The sequence below is a fragment of the Psychrobacter sp. 4Bb genome (genome assembly GCF_002836735.1).
Taxonomy (GTDB): Bacteria; Pseudomonadota; Gammaproteobacteria; order Pseudomonadales; family Moraxellaceae; genus Psychrobacter.
In genome coordinates, this window is the sequence record NZ_PJAS01000051.1 from 72,330 (window position 1) to 86,687 (window position 14,358).

General features: G+C 43.5%; 14 protein-coding genes and 1 pseudogene. 11 read left to right on the forward strand and 4 right to left on the reverse strand.

The genetic code is table 11. The features are described from left to right. The first annotated feature begins 28 nt into the window (after positions 1–28). From CXF60_RS02450 to CXF60_RS02485, 8 genes are all read left to right on the forward strand, one after another. Positions 29–820 carry a putative hydro-lyase gene (locus CXF60_RS02450; RefSeq protein ID WP_102090635.1) on the forward strand — a complete coding sequence of 264 codons (792 nt, stop codon included), beginning with the start codon at positions 29–31 and terminating at the stop codon, positions 818–820. Between the two features lie 181 nt (positions 821–1,001). After that, entirely contained in the window at positions 1,002–1,514 is a 513-nt protein-coding gene (gene accB / locus CXF60_RS02455; protein WP_102090636.1) for an acetyl-CoA carboxylase biotin carboxyl carrier protein, read from the forward strand. A 79-nt stretch (positions 1,515–1,593) separates the two neighbouring features. Continuing rightward, positions 1,594–2,940, forward strand: coding sequence for an acetyl-CoA carboxylase biotin carboxylase subunit (gene accC / locus CXF60_RS02460; protein ID WP_102090637.1), 1,347 nt, complete (start codon positions 1,594–1,596; stop codon positions 2,938–2,940). Positions 2,941–3,021: 81 nt separating this feature from the next. Beyond that, on the forward strand, positions 3,022–3,675 hold the full coding sequence (gene pxpB, locus CXF60_RS02465; protein ID WP_102090638.1) for a 5-oxoprolinase subunit PxpB: 654 nt from the start codon (positions 3,022–3,024) through the stop codon (positions 3,673–3,675). Positions 3,676–3,727: 52 nt separating this feature from the next. Next, positions 3,728–4,651: a 5-oxoprolinase subunit C family protein gene (locus tag CXF60_RS02470; RefSeq protein ID WP_102090639.1), complete on the forward strand. Its 924-nt coding sequence runs from the start codon at positions 3,728–3,730 to the stop codon at positions 4,649–4,651. Then, positions 4,641–5,378, forward strand: coding sequence for a 5-oxoprolinase subunit PxpA (gene pxpA, locus CXF60_RS02475; RefSeq protein WP_102090640.1), 738 nt, complete (start codon positions 4,641–4,643; stop codon positions 5,376–5,378). Before CXF60_RS02470 ends, pxpA begins: the two co-directional genes overlap by 11 nt. A 54-nt stretch (positions 5,379–5,432) precedes the next feature. Beyond that, complete coding sequence (locus tag CXF60_RS02480) at positions 5,433–6,620, forward strand: NRAMP family divalent metal transporter (protein WP_102090641.1); 1,188 nt, start codon at positions 5,433–5,435, stop codon at positions 6,618–6,620. A gap of 23 nt (positions 6,621–6,643) precedes the next feature. Next, entirely contained in the window at positions 6,644–7,066 is a 423-nt protein-coding gene (locus tag CXF60_RS02485) for an acetyl-CoA carboxylase biotin carboxyl carrier protein (protein WP_102090642.1), read from the forward strand. A gap of 128 nt (positions 7,067–7,194) precedes the next feature. Here CXF60_RS02485 and cueR read toward each other — a convergent pair whose 3' ends face one another. Together cueR and CXF60_RS02495 are read right to left on the reverse strand one after the other, a co-directional pair. Next, on the reverse strand, positions 7,195–7,587 hold the full coding sequence (gene cueR, locus CXF60_RS02490) for a Cu(I)-responsive transcriptional regulator (protein ID WP_102090643.1): 393 nt from the start codon (positions 7,585–7,587) through the stop codon (positions 7,195–7,197). Positions 7,588–7,714: 127 nt separating this feature from the next. Next, complete coding sequence (locus CXF60_RS02495) at positions 7,715–10,177, reverse strand: heavy metal translocating P-type ATPase (protein ID WP_102090644.1); 2,463 nt, start codon at positions 10,175–10,177, stop codon at positions 7,715–7,717. A 422-nt stretch (positions 10,178–10,599) separates the two neighbouring features. On the opposite strand from CXF60_RS02495, the gene CXF60_RS02500 reads away from it, so the two are divergent. Next, on the forward strand, positions 10,600–11,313 hold the full coding sequence (locus CXF60_RS02500) for a DarT1-associated NADAR antitoxin family protein (protein ID WP_102090645.1): 714 nt from the start codon (positions 10,600–10,602) through the stop codon (positions 11,311–11,313). Positions 11,314–11,402: 89 nt separating this feature from the next. Here CXF60_RS02500 and CXF60_RS14705 read toward each other — a convergent pair. Further along, a pseudogene (locus CXF60_RS14705) lies at positions 11,403–12,445 on the reverse strand (LysR substrate-binding domain-containing protein). A 20-nt stretch (positions 12,446–12,465) separates the two neighbouring features. Between CXF60_RS14705 and CXF60_RS02510 the strand changes: the two are divergent. Continuing rightward, complete coding sequence (locus CXF60_RS02510) at positions 12,466–12,912, forward strand: DoxX family protein (protein ID WP_102090646.1); 447 nt, start codon at positions 12,466–12,468, stop codon at positions 12,910–12,912. Positions 12,913–13,001: 89 nt separating this feature from the next. Further along, positions 13,002–13,829 carry a DODA-type extradiol aromatic ring-opening family dioxygenase gene (locus tag CXF60_RS02515; RefSeq protein WP_102090647.1) on the forward strand — a complete coding sequence of 276 codons (828 nt, stop codon included), beginning with the start codon at positions 13,002–13,004 and terminating at the stop codon, positions 13,827–13,829. A gap of 136 nt (positions 13,830–13,965) precedes the next feature. Here the strand turns inward: CXF60_RS02515 and nirD are convergent, their stop codons facing one another. Further along, complete coding sequence (gene nirD / locus CXF60_RS02520; protein WP_102090648.1) at positions 13,966–14,319, reverse strand: nitrite reductase small subunit NirD; 354 nt, start codon at positions 14,317–14,319, stop codon at positions 13,966–13,968. Positions 14,320–14,358: the final 39 nt, after the last annotated feature.

Consider the following 14,358-nt stretch of genomic DNA (forward strand, 5'->3'; position numbering starts at 1 on the left):
AAATAATAAAACGTAAGAGGTTGTAATAATGTTAGATTTAGCAAATATGACGCCGACAGAGGTCAGAGCGTTAATCAGTAAAAATGAACTTAACAAGCCGACTTCTGGCATGTGTAAAGGTCACATACAAGCAAACTTAGTCATAGTGCCCAAAAATTTAGCCTATGATTTTTTATTGTTTGCACAAAGAAACCCAAAGTCTTGTCCTATTTTAGATGTAACAGATGTCGGTAGCGCAGAGCCACGTCTCATGGCAAAAGGCGCAGACTTGAGATCTGATGTCCCAAAGTATCGGATATACAAATTTGGCGAATTAGTGGCTGAGGTGTCAGATCTAAAAGATTACTGGAGAGAGGATTTGGTCTGCTTTCTTTTAGGATGCAGTTTTTCCTTTGAGTCTGCCATGCTAAATGCGTCTATTCCTATCAGACATATCGAAGACAATCACAATGTGCCAATGTATATCACAAACGTAGAGACTGAGCCTGCAGGACAATTCCATGGGAAAATGGTGGTTAGCATGCGGCCAATACCTTATCCATTAATCACCAGAGCCGTCCAAGCCACCTCTCGATTTCCGCAAGTTCACGGCGCGCCTATTCATATCGGAGACCCTAGTGTCATCGGTATAACCGACATTCATGCGCCTGATTTTGGTGATGCATCCATCATAAAAGAAGGCGAAGTCCCTGTATTTTGGGCTTGCGGTGTGACGCCGCAAAGTATCGCTATGACTAGTAAGCCAGAGCTGATGATAACGCATTCACCAGGACATATGTTTATCTGCGACCCAAGAGATGAAGACTTGGCAGTTCTATAATTTCTGATGACAAAAGTGCTTTTAAACGCATAAAAATAATTAATTTCAAACTACTATTTTAATAAGCCAATCAATAAATTGTCACATAACATTCAACAATCACACTCTACATACATCACTAGGTACGAATTTTTTATAAAAAATAATTATTTACTTTCACTCTAACGGAATAGCCAATCATATGAATATCAATTTCACGGATCTTGAAAAACTGATCAAACTTGCAGAATGCGCCGATATAAAATCTTTAGAAGTCACTGACGGTGATGCACGTATTTCTATCGTTTGCCAATCTGACGACAACCAAAGTAGCGGCAATCATATCGCTCATACTCCCAACCCAAGGGCCTCTCATTCAGAGCCTCAAACCGAAACCACTCAAAACAGTACGGATAATAATACCAATGTAGGCAGTGATCGTAGTGATGAAACTGTGACTACAGAGATGGAGAAATCCCAAGTAATAGCGCCTATGCTAGGTACGTTTTATCTTCGCTCTGAGCCGACAGCAGAAGTGTTTTTTCAGGTAGGAGATAAGGTGCAAGTAGGGCAGACACTATGCATCATTGAAGCCATGAAAATGATGTACGAGGTCAAAGCAGAAACTGCGTGTACGCTTAAAGAGATTTTGGTCGATGAAGGTGATGTTGTAGAGTACGCCCAGCCCTTATTTGTTATAGAGCCAAACAGTTAAAGCCACTCAATAGCCGCTCAATATTGTATAGACGCTGCACAAACACTGTATTTGACACTATATTTTTAAGGGAATAAACATGTTCACAAAAATCTTAATTGCCAATCGCGGCGAGATTGCTCTACGTATTATCCGAGCTTGCAAACAGCTGGGTATTAAGTCCGTCATTGCGCATTCTGAATCAGACAAAGACTCGTTACCCGTGCGCCTAGCCGATGAAGCAGTATGCATCGGGCCTGCCAATGCTACGCACAGTTATCTTAACCAACGAGCGATTGTGTCTGCTGCAAAGCTTACCAACGCGCAAGCCATCCATCCAGGCTATGGCTTTTTGTCTGAAAACGCAGACTTTGCGGCCTTGATTGAAGATTCAGGTCTCACGTTTATTGGTCCAACGGCTGACAATATCAGAAATATGGGCGACAAAGTTGAAGCCAAAAAACAAATGACGATGGCTGGCGTGCCTTGTGTACCTGGATCGAATGGCGCATTGCCTGCTGATTCAGAGCAAGTTATCAAGATTGCCAATGAGGTCGGTTATCCAGTCATTATCAAGGCGGCAAGCGGCGGCGGTGGGCGCGGGATGCGTGTGGTCGAAAAAGAAGCCGACTTACTCTCCGCTATCTCTATGACACAAACAGAGGCCAAAGCCAATTTTGGTAGTTCCATTGTCTATCTTGAAAAATACCTACAAGCACCGCGTCATATCGAAGTGCAAGTCATGTCCGATACTCACGGCAATGCTATTTATTTAGGCGAGCGTGATTGCTCTATGCAGCGTCGTCATCAAAAAGTCATTGAAGAAGCGCCAGCACCCGGTATCACCGAAGAGCAGCGTCAGAAAATCGGCCAAGCCTGTGTCACGGCTTGTGAGCAAATGCAGTATAGAGGTGCAGGCACATTTGAGTTTTTATATGAAAATGGCGAGTTCTTCTTTATCGAGATGAATACTCGTGTGCAAGTTGAGCACACCATTACTGAGATGGTGACGGGTGTTGATATTGTGCAAGAACAGATCAGAGTGGCGGCAGGGCTCACGCTAGCACACAAGCAAAGTGATATCGCCATTATCGGACACGCTTTTGAGTGTCGTATCAATGCCGAAAACGCGCAGACATTTTTACCAAATGCTGGACGCATAGACTACTGCCACATGCCAGCAGGGTTTGGTATCAGAGTGGATAGTCATGCTGAATCGAACTACACCGTGCCGCCATCTTATGACAGTTTGATTGCCAAGATATGTGTACAAGATCGTTCAAGAGAAAAAGCGATAGAAAAAATGCGCGCGGCATTATCAGAAGCGCAAATCACCGGTATTGATACCAATATTGGTCTGCATCAGCGACTCTTTGAAGATGAAGTGTTTTGTGAAGGTCAAATGAGCATCCATTATCTAGAACAGTGGATACAAGACAATATATAAATCATGTCTTGCCCGCAAAAATGAAAACCAAATCTGACATTAGCGTCAGAATTAAGATAACAGATAATGGAGCCCATACTGATGGAACTACAATGGCAAATATGCAGTGAAACCAATCTAGCGTTGTTTTTTCCTAAACCAACCACCTTAGACAAACAACAAAAATGCTGGGCTTTATCAGACAGCATCCAGAAAATGCCAGAAGTCATCGAAGTGGTGATTGGTATGAATACGCTCAGTGTATTCATCGTGCCATTAACTTGGGCTGAGCTGAATACCTTCAAAGATAAGCTTTCAGATCTACTCAATGATATCCCTTCAAAAACCATCCAAGGTAAGCACGTCGAGATACCAGTGCATTACGGTGGAAAATATGGCCCCGATCTAGCGGCCATGGCGAATGACCTAAATCTCTCAGTTGAAGCCATTGTCGATCTACATACCAAAGCCACTTATACCGTTTACTTTATCGGTTTTCAGCCGGGATTTCCTTATCTTGGCGGTTTGTCTGAGTCCTTATACTTCCCAAGGCATGCCGTACCTAGAACCCAAGTGCCCGCAGGCTCAGTGGGTATCGGCGGCGAGCAGACAGGGGTGTACCCTTTTGAGTCTCCGGGCGGCTGGCAGTTACTCGGCCAGACGGATACTGCCTTATTTGATTTAACCAAGACTTCTCCGACGTTACTTAACGCAGGCGATACTTTGACATTTAAAGCGATTGATATTCATCAATAAGCGATAAATAGAAGATGCATAAATCAAAAAGACAAAAAAACAGGTGGTATCAATGAAAATTTTAACCGCAAGTGCCCTTGCCAGTATTCAAGATTCGGGACGACTGGGTTACCGCAGTATGGGTGTGGGTAGAAATGGCGTGATGGACAACTGGGCGCTACAAGCCGGCAACGCTTTGATAAAAAACGAGGCCAACGAACCCGCTATTGAAATAGCGCTCGGTGAGCTAACCATACAGTTTGAAGAAAACGTCAGCTTTTGCTTAACAGGTGCTTTATACGAGGCCTATCTAGATGACAAACGCATTCCTTGTTATTGGCGTATCAATGCAACAGCTGGGCAGACGCTCAAACTTTTGCGTCCGCTACAAGGTATGTATACCTATCTATGTGTGCATGGCGGCTTTGATATCGAGCCAGTGTTGCAGTCAGTCAGCACCAATCTCAAAGCAGGGTTTGGCGGATTTGAGGGTAGATATTTAGAAGCCGATGACAGCTTAACGGTAAAAACTGAATCCAGCCTACCTGTGATTGGGGTAGCTCGCCTTGCCCCAACCGAGGTTATTCGAGTGATAAAAAGCAGTGAGTATGATTGCTTCACTGAGTCGTCTAAACAAGCGTTTGAGACCCAGCCATGGAAACTACAAAGCAGTAGCAACCGTATGGGTTACCGTTTGGAGGGAGCTACAGCGCTTGAGTTTAGTAAGCCTGTAGAAATGAGCTCACATGGTGTTGATATTGGCATGATTCAGGTGCCACCACAAGGACAACCGATTGTGTTAATGGCAGATGGGCAGACGACGGGTGGCTACCCTAAAATCGCAACTGTGATTCAAGCAGACATAGGTCTGATGGCACAGATTAGATTTGGCAAAGCCTGTCAGTTCGTCGTTGTGTCGTTAGAGCAGGCGCTGCGTGAACAACAGAAAAGACAATATTACATCGATCAAATAAAGGAGTATGCCAATGAAAATTGATTTAAATGCTGATGTGGCTGAAGGCTGCGGGCAAGACGATAAGTTATTGACGATAGTCAGCTCAGCGAATGTCTGCTGCGGTCTTCATGCTGGTTCTTACAGCGAGATGCTAGCCACGTTGCAATTGGCAAAAGAAAACAACGTGAGCGTAGGCGCGCATCCTGGTCTAAACGATAGAGAAAACTTTGGTCGTATTCATGAGCCGTTAAGTGAAGCCGATTATCGTGCGTTATTGGTATATCAATTGGGCGCGACTAAAGCGCTCTGTGACTTGGTCGGCGTGACTTTGGACTATGTAAAACCGCATGGTGCGTTGTACAACCAAGCCGCCATTGATGAAGACTTATCAGATATCTTGGTGAGTGAAATCAAACGATTTGATCCAAATCTAAAAGTCATGGGTCTGTCTGGTGGTTATCTGGTTAAAGCAGCCAAAAAACAGGGTTTAGCCTCGATATCAGAAGTGTTTGCCGATAGGAACTATGAAAAAGACGGCTCATTAGTCTCCCGCACTAAAGACAATGCCTTAATCACCGACACAGACGAGGCCGTTAAACATGTATTACAAATGGTCACTGAAGGGACCGTCACCAGTGTCTGCGGTCAAACCGTACCCGTAGAGGCACAAAGCATCTGCTTACATGGGGATGGTGAGCACGCTATTTTATTTGCACAAGAAATAAAGAAACAACTGGAACTCAAAGGTATCACTATATCTGCCCACTAAATATCCGTTTCCTAATCATTTGATTAAATAATCCCATATAGAACAAGGATGTTTATGAGCACCATAAAAAAACATAATACCGCCATTTTAGGCGCGGCCTTCCTGATGGCTACATCGGCAGTAGGACCAGGATTTTTGACCCAAACGGCCACATTCACCGAAAGCCTAATGGCAAGTTTCGGCTTTGTTATCTTAATATCTATTGTTATGGATATTGGCGTCCAGCTTAACGTTTGGCGAGTAGTCGCGGTCTCCAAAAAACGTGCACAGGAAATCGCCAACTTGGTGTTCCCTGGTGTCGGTTACTTGCTCTCGTTCTTAATCATTGCGGGTGGTCTGGCTTTTAATATTGGTAATATTGGCGGTGCCGGACTTGGCATGCAGTCCATGTTCAACATGTCGCCCATCACAGGCGCCTTAATCAGTGGTGTGATTGCCGTCGCCATATTTTTAGGCCGAGAAACTGGGCCTATGATGGATAAATTCGCTCAGTTAATGGGCTTTATCCTGATTGTATTGGTCATTTATGTGGTCTTCAAATCTGATCCACCATTAGCAGAAGCCGTCAGCAAAACGATCATGCCTGACAAAATTGATGCGGTGGCTATCGTGACGCTAGTTGGCGGTACGGTTGGCGGTTATATTACTTTCTCAGGTGCGCATCGCTTATTGGAAGCAGGCGTCAGCGGCGAAGAGAATTTAAAATCAGTGACCAGAAGCTCGGTCTCTGGTATTTTGATTGCCTCTGTGATTCGCGTATTTTTATTCCTTGCCGTATTAGGCGTGGTATCTCAAGGCTTTGCATTGGATCCCGCCAACCCAGCCATGTCGCCGTTTCAGTACATTCTAGGAAATGCGGGTAAAGTTATTTTTGGTATGGTGATTTGGGCGGCGTCTGTGACCTCGGTGATTGGTGCTGCTTATACTTCTGTGTCTTTTATGACCAACTTTCATCCGTTCATTGAGACTTATAAACGCTACTTCATTATTGGTTTCATCGTTATCTCAACGTTGGTGTTTGCCACTATCGGTAAACCGGCTCAAGTATTGGTATTGGTTGGTACGTTAAATGGCTTAGTGCTACCTATCGCCATGGTCATCGTTCTGATTGCCGCCTACAGAAAAAATATCGTTGGCAATTATAAGCATCCGATTTGGATTGCGGCATTTGGTTGGTTAATCGCCATCGTGATGAGTATCCTAAGTGTCATGACCATTGCTAAATATCTGGGCATGAGTTAAAAAATTAAGTTAAGGAATGTATTATGGATATAGAGCAAATAGCACGTGTGGTCAAACTGGTTGAAAGCAGTCAGCTGCACGAAGTCACGATTGCAGACAACGGGCAGTCTATTAGAGTGGTTAATAATCTAGGTACGCAGAATAATGTGAGCGCTAACCCTATAGAGGCCACGACTACTCATGAGCCTGAACAGCAGGGTAGTGATGTCTTGCAAGTAGGTGCCACCTATGTAGGGCAGGTATACTTAAGTGAAGACGATGCAACAGACAACTTGGTCAAAGAAGGCGACCATATTCAAAAAGGTCAGACCATTTGCTTCATTGATGAGTTGACCCGTTTGCAGCCAGTGATTAGTAATAAAGAAGGTGTGGTCACGGCAGTTTCGGTTGAAAGTGGCCAGAACGTTGAATACGGACAGCCTATTTTTGAGTTAGCCCGTAGTTAAAGACAGTTAACGTAGTTTTGGTTAAATCAAAATATAAACCCTTTAAGCATCATCTGTCGCTTAAAGGGTTTTTTATGTGCTGAGTATTTGTATTAGACTCATCATGTATTTCGTGCATCTAATATAAGCTATTTACTCTGCCCAAGATCATCCAGAATAGCGCAGTCTGCATTATCATCGCCTGCACAATGATCAAAAGAATTCTGTAGCGAATTGACCATCTCCTGCAATTGGGCGATTTTTTGGTTTAACGTTTCGATATGCTCTTGTGTCAACTGCTTAACATCTGCACTCTGACGGTTGGCATTTTTGCGCAAATACAGTAACTCCTTCATTTGCTTGGATGAGAACCCCAAGTCACGAGAATGTCTTAAAAAGTATAAGTCGTCAATATCGTCTTTAGAATACAAGCGATAACCTGAGTTCGAGCGATTTACTGTTTCTAGCAAGCCAATCTGCTCATAGTAGCGAATCATTTTGGTAGAGATGCCTGATTGCTTTGATGCTTGACCAATATTCATATTTATCACCCTAACTTAAAAAGGGACTTAAATAACAAAAGGGTTTAAATAATCTGTGTATTTAAACCCTATAGGGATATCCTTTACGATTCTACATTCACTCTGTAGCGGTTTAGTAGTTCGCTGACTATACTTTAAAGTACTTGAGGCGTAACGCATTACCTAAGACAAAAACGGAAGATAGCGCCATTGCGCCTGCCGCAAAAATGGGTGAGAGCAGGATACCAAATGCTGGATACAAGACACCTGCGGCAATCGGAATCAAAGCAACATTATAAATAAATGCCCAAGCCAGATTTTGTCTGATATTACTGATGGTGGCTTTACTCAAGGCAATCGCAGTAGGCACACCTTGCAGGCTACCTGACATTAGCACCACTTCAGCCGCATCAATCGCCACGTCTGTGCCTGTACCAATGGCCAATCCAACATCGGATTGAGCCAATGCAGGGGCATCATTGATACCGTCACCAACAAATGCCACTTGGCCATATTGTTCTTGCAACTGGCGTACTGCATCCACTTTGCCTTCGGGTAATACTTCTGCTACTACCTGATCGATATTTAATGTTGCGGCAATCGCTTGGGCGGTATGGCGATTATCGCCTGTAATCATGGCCACTTTTAAGCCTAACTGATGTAGTGCGGCGATGGCGGCATGAGTCGTCTCTTTAATAGGATCTGCAACGGCGATGATAGCGGCCAACTGCTGGTCAATCGATACATAGAGTGGGGTTTTACCTTCTTGCCCCAAACGTAGCGCACCTTGTTCAAAAGGCGCAACATCAAGCCCCAATTGTTGCATATAACGATCTGCGCCAATGTGAGCCACTTGGCCTGCCACGTTTGCTTGAATACCCAAACCTGTCATCGCCTCAAAGTCAGTGATAGGGAGCAGTTGAATATTCTGTTGCTCCGCAGCTTGTACAATGGCTAAGGCAATGGGATGCTCAGACTTTGCTTCAACCGATGCCACCACACGTAAGACTTGTTCTTTCTCAAACCCTTGTTGGACTTGGAAATCCGTTAGGGTAGGTTTGCCTTCAGTCAATGTGCCTGTTTTATCAACGGCAACCACGCTCACATCCTGAAGCATTTGTAGCGCTTCACCTTTACGGAATAATACACCCAATTCTGCACCGCGACCCGTACCGACCATAATAGAGGTGGGAGTGGCCAATCCCATTGCACAGGGGCAAGCCACAATGAGCACGGCAACCGCATTGATTAAGCCAAAGGTCAAGGCAGGGTCAGGGCCAACAATCAACCAAACTATAAAGGTTAATGCTGATAAAAACATCACCGCTGGTACAAACCACATGGTGACTTTATCCACCAATGCTTGAATCGGTAATTTAGAGCCTTGGGCTTGTTCTACCATACGAATGATTTGCGCTAATACAGAATCTTCACCGATGGCCGTTGCTCGAATATTCACGGTACCGTTTTGATTGATAGTACCGCCGACCACTTGATCGCCTGCTTGTTTTTTCACAGGGACAGGTTCACCAGTAATCATAGATTCGTCAATATAACTATGGCCGTCAACGACTTCGCCATCGATAGGTACACGCTCGCCTGGACGAATCTCAACGATCATTTTTGCAGTGACGTTTTCTACAGGGACTTCAATGACCTTGCCATCTTGCTGTACACGGGCGGTTTTTGCCTGCATGCCCACTAAATGCTGAATGGCCCCAGAAGTACGTCCTTTGGCCTTTGCTTCAAAATAACGGCCTAATAATATCAAGCTCACAATCATGGCAGCGGCTTCGTAATAGACGTGCACCGTGCCTTCAGGTAGCGCTTGCGGGATAAAGGTCGCTATTAGAGAAAAGCCATACGCTGCGATAGTACCAATCGCCACTAGCGAATTCATATCTGGCGCAAAACGCAATAAGGCTGGCACGCCTTTTTGATAAAAGCGTCGGCCTGGAAAGAGTAGTACCAATGTGGTCAAAACAAACTGTATTAGCCAACTTTGCTGAGTGCCGAGGTTATTCACTACCCACATATGAAAGGCTGGAATCATATGCGAGCCCATTGCTAGAATGAATACGGGCAGTGACAACAGCGCAGAAAGTCCTAAATCTCGTTTAAGCTGATTTTGCTCTGAGGCTTTTTTATCTTGTCGATCACTTTGGTCTTGTTCTACCAGTTTGGCCTCGTAGCCCGCTTTTTTAACGGCCTCAATTAAGTCATTAGTCTGTATTTGCACAGCGCCTTTAATCCAAGCGCGTTCAGTCGCAAGGTTTACAGTAGCTTGTTGCACACCAGTGACTTTGGCCAAGGCTTTTTCTACTCGTCCAACGCAAGAAGCACAGCTCATGCCTTCTATAGATAGCTCGATAGGCTTGGTTTCAGTCACCTTATAGCCTGCACGCTCTACTGCTTTGTTTAACTGGGCAACATCTACAGGCTGAGAGGAATAAACAGTCGCCTGTTTAGTGGCAAGGTTTACCTCGGTGTTTTCAAAATGTTCAATATTTTTTAATGGTTTTTCGATACGCCCGACACACGAGGCGCAACTCATGCCTTCAATGCTCAGCACTTCTTGATAAGTATGGGCTTTAGTATTTTTTGTTTTCATAACAACCTCTGTCGTTTTTAACTATATTTTAATCTTATTTTCAAATCTATAGCGACAGCATATAGGTTGACATCATGGTAAGGTCAAGCAGATTTCTTTGAATACTTTTAAGCTCATTTATAATAGCGTCTTATATTTGGCGTTGAATACAAAATAGCTCAATTATGGTTTATTGTTGAAGGTGTGGCGGCATTAATTCTAAAATAGGGCAGGATAAATGACTAAGAATAAGATAAACTGCCCAGCGAGCGCTGATAGGGTTCGATAACTCTCGATCAATTCACTGTATTTGGCTGCTAGCGAATAAAACACCAATAATAAACACGGCTAGCAATGACAGAGTACACCGTCAACAGCAGGTGATCTCAGCACCGTTAACACAAAATATTTATACAAGACCATTGATATTAAGGCACATCACTATGGAAGAAGTACCAAATACGATAGAACAAAGACCCGTATTCATGCCCAAAGTCAACAGTGACAATTTGGTAAAAACGGATATGGTTATGTTTGAGCGACATGTGGGATTTGCGACCAGACAAAAGAAAAAATCCATCAATGACTTACAGCAAGTCATTCGTAAAAAGTATGGATTTAAGCAAGTATTAGAGCTGTCCAGCAAATCTGGTAATAAGCTGAGTTTTCCGCTAAGTCCGTTTAGCTTAAAGATTACTGATGAGCATGATGGCAATCCATATAGTGTCGAAAATGCTTTTCAAGCCAGTATGGTTTTTGAAGATGGTGGTCCTTATACAGATTTGTTAACAGTAGCGCCAAGACAAGCCAGAAAGGATGAGCGATTGATGACCTCGGGCGAGCTCATTGGTTACAACTACTTTGGTATGGAATGGGGCGTAGAGCCGTTAACAACATTTTATGATTGGTTGTATGTGAATGCGCTCAAGCAAAACCCTCAGCTGCATGAAGAAGTGATTCAATATCAGGGCTTCACTGATATTACCTTTAATCCTAAAAAATCTATCCATAGTGCAGCGTATGCGTTAGCGTTATTTGTGGCACTGCATAAAAGAGAATTGCTCGATAATGTTGAAGACCCAATGGCATTCTATGACTTATGCAATAATTTTAAAATCAGCAATACTGAGCACCTGTTAGAAGAAGGTTGGATCTGATTATTAAATCAGCGCTTGCTTAAGTTTGCTTGAACCGAAAGCTACGATACATGATGTATCGTAGTTTTTTTATGTCTCTATGTTTAGAGCTATATATTCTCATCCCAATACGGCGGCGTGCCATAGTAGTCGGTCATAAAATCGATAAAGCACCTAACTTTATGAGGTAGTAGTTTTCTATGAGCATAGACTGCATACAACCATAAAGGGTTAGGTTCATATTCTGGCAACACTACCACCAACTTGCCAGTACTTAATGCTTCGCTAGCAATAAAAGTCGGCTGTAATATCAATCCTCCGCCTGCAATAGCTGCTTCAACGAGTACGTCGCCATTATTACTATGGAAAACGCTACGTTCTTTGAATTGTTTGGTTTTTAGGTATTTGTAGATTTGACCTTTAGTTTCGACATTCATATAGCTATAGTGCAAATAGCGATGCGCTTCTAAATCTTCAAGTTTCTTAGGCACGCCGTGGATTTTTAAATACTCAGGCGATGCGCATAAAACCACACGAATAGGTGCGATTTGCTTAGCGATGAGCTTTGGAGCTGTCCGATACGCAGGGCAATATCAAAGCCTTCTTCGACGATATCTACTTTTCGATCACTCAACTGCAAATCAACGGTCACTGACGGATAGCGCGCCTGAAAATCAGTGATGAGTTTTGCCATATGCTTTAAGGCAAAGGACACGGGCGCACTGATTCGCAGGACGCCTTTGGGATGCTGCTGTAAGCCGCCTAACTGCGATGCCATCTCATCAATACTCAATAAAATCTGCTGCGCGTGCGTAAAGTATTGACTGCCAGCTTCTGTCAGGCTGACTTTGCGTGTAGTACGGTTGAGCAGGCGAGTATGTAGTTCCTCCTCTAGCTTTGCTACATACTTGCTTACTAGCTGCGGCGAGAGCTGCACCGTAATAGCCGCTTTACTAAAGCTGCCTTCTGTCACTACCGCGACAAAAGCACGCATGGCATCGATTCTATCCATATCTGTCCCTATAATTCTCTCGATATCAAATCTATTATAAACATTATGTTGATAATTATTCAATATAACTGATCTTACTCTTTTATAGCGTTGATAGTAAAGTGTGCCTATATCATTTTCGACACTATTTATTCTAATCATACGTTATGGAGTAAGCATCAATGAAATCATCACTATTAGATACTATTTTGACATCAAAAGCTGGAGTGGCGGCCTTAGTGCTTCGGGTACCCGTTGGCTTAATTTTAGCTGCTCATGGCGCCCAAAAATTATTTGGCTGGTTCGGTGGTAATGGGCTAGCAGGTACGGCTCAATGGTTAAGCAGTATGGGTATGGAGCCTGGCTACTTAATGGCGATACTCGCAGGCGGTGCTGAGTTCTTTGGTGGTCTAGCTTTGGTGTTAGGTTTGCTAACCAGACCAGCGGCTTTGGCCGCCGCCTTTACCATGTTGGTGGCTATTTTTTCTGTCCATATCAGCAACGGATTGTTTGCTGATAATGGTGGTTACGAATACGCGTTGATATTGATGGTGGCTTCGCTTGCTTTAGCCATCCAAGGTGGCGGTTCCTTCAGTATGGATAAAGTATTATCAGAAAAATTAGACTAGGTTTTATAATTGTAAATGGGATTATTCAATTATTAGTGAATAAAGCCATTTGAAAATAGCCATTTAAGACAAGCAACAAGGGGAAAGCCATGACAACACTTTTATCTAATGAGCCAGTCAGCCAGCCTGTACTGTTTATACCGCATGGTGCAGGGCCTTGTTTTTTTATGGATTGGCAACCAGCGGATACGTGGTATGAGATGGCAACGTTTTTAAAGGGCATTTCTACTCGTTTACCTGAGCGACCAAAGGCTATCTTAATCATTAGTGCGCATTGGCAGACGGCTGAATTTAGTATCACCGCTGGCAAGCAACCTGATCTCATTTATGATTATTATGGCTTTCCTGAACATACTTATAGTTTGACTTATCCAGCCTCAGGCGCGCCAGCATTGGCAGAGCAAGTCAGTAGTCTACTGACAAAGGCAAGGGTAGGTAATAAACAAGATGCGGAGCGCGGTTTTGATCATGGCGTATTTATACCGCTTAAGCTAATGTTCCCTGAGGCAGATATTCCAGTGGTGCAGCTATCTTTGCGTCATGATTTAGACCCGAAGGCGCATTTAGCTGCTGGTCAAGCACTGGCATCACTGCGTACAGAGGGTGTGCTAATCGTCGGTAGCGGCATGAGCTTTCATAATATGCGTGGTTATGGTGATACTAGTTTTACTGAACCATCAGAGCGTTTTGATGAATGGCTAACGAATACTGTGGAATTAGCAGATTCGGATAAACGACTTGCGGCATTGGCCAATTGGAAAAATGCGCCTCACGCGCTTGACTCACATCCGTTAGGGGCAGAGGAGCATTTGTTACCGCTTATGATAGCGGTGGGTGCAGCAGGACGTGATAAAGGCCAAAAGACTTACTCCCAGCAAGTGCTAAAAACGCAATTGTCTGCTTTTCAGTTTGGGTAAGTATTCTAAAAAGCATAGATCACAGTGTTTCAGCGTAATTGTCAAAAATAAAACAACCTTTGAATCTCAGAATCAAAGGTTGTTTTAGGTTGATAGAGCAGTTATTAACAATATATCAAATAAGAGATGTTATCTCTTATTTGATATATTTTGCCACTACATTATTTCCGTCAAGTTCAAATTTATAGGTATTGAGCACAATACTGTCGTCATCTAGACATTGGCCAGTAGCAAGATTAAAGCGCTGTTTATAGATGGGTGAAGCCACATAAAGTACTTCTTTTGCTGTTCCTGTATCATCTGTAATCGTGGTGCCACCAATCAGACCCCGAGACAATACATTGGCTTGACTGAATGGATCGTAGTTATCAAGAGCAAATAAATCGTTTTGCTTGGTGCGAAAAATAGCAATTTGTTTGCCATCTATCAGTGCACACACACCAGTTTCAGGAATGATATCGTCAAGTGTACAAATAGTCTGTTGGTTCATGAGGCGGTATCCTTAGTGATGATAATATTGCTCTGTATG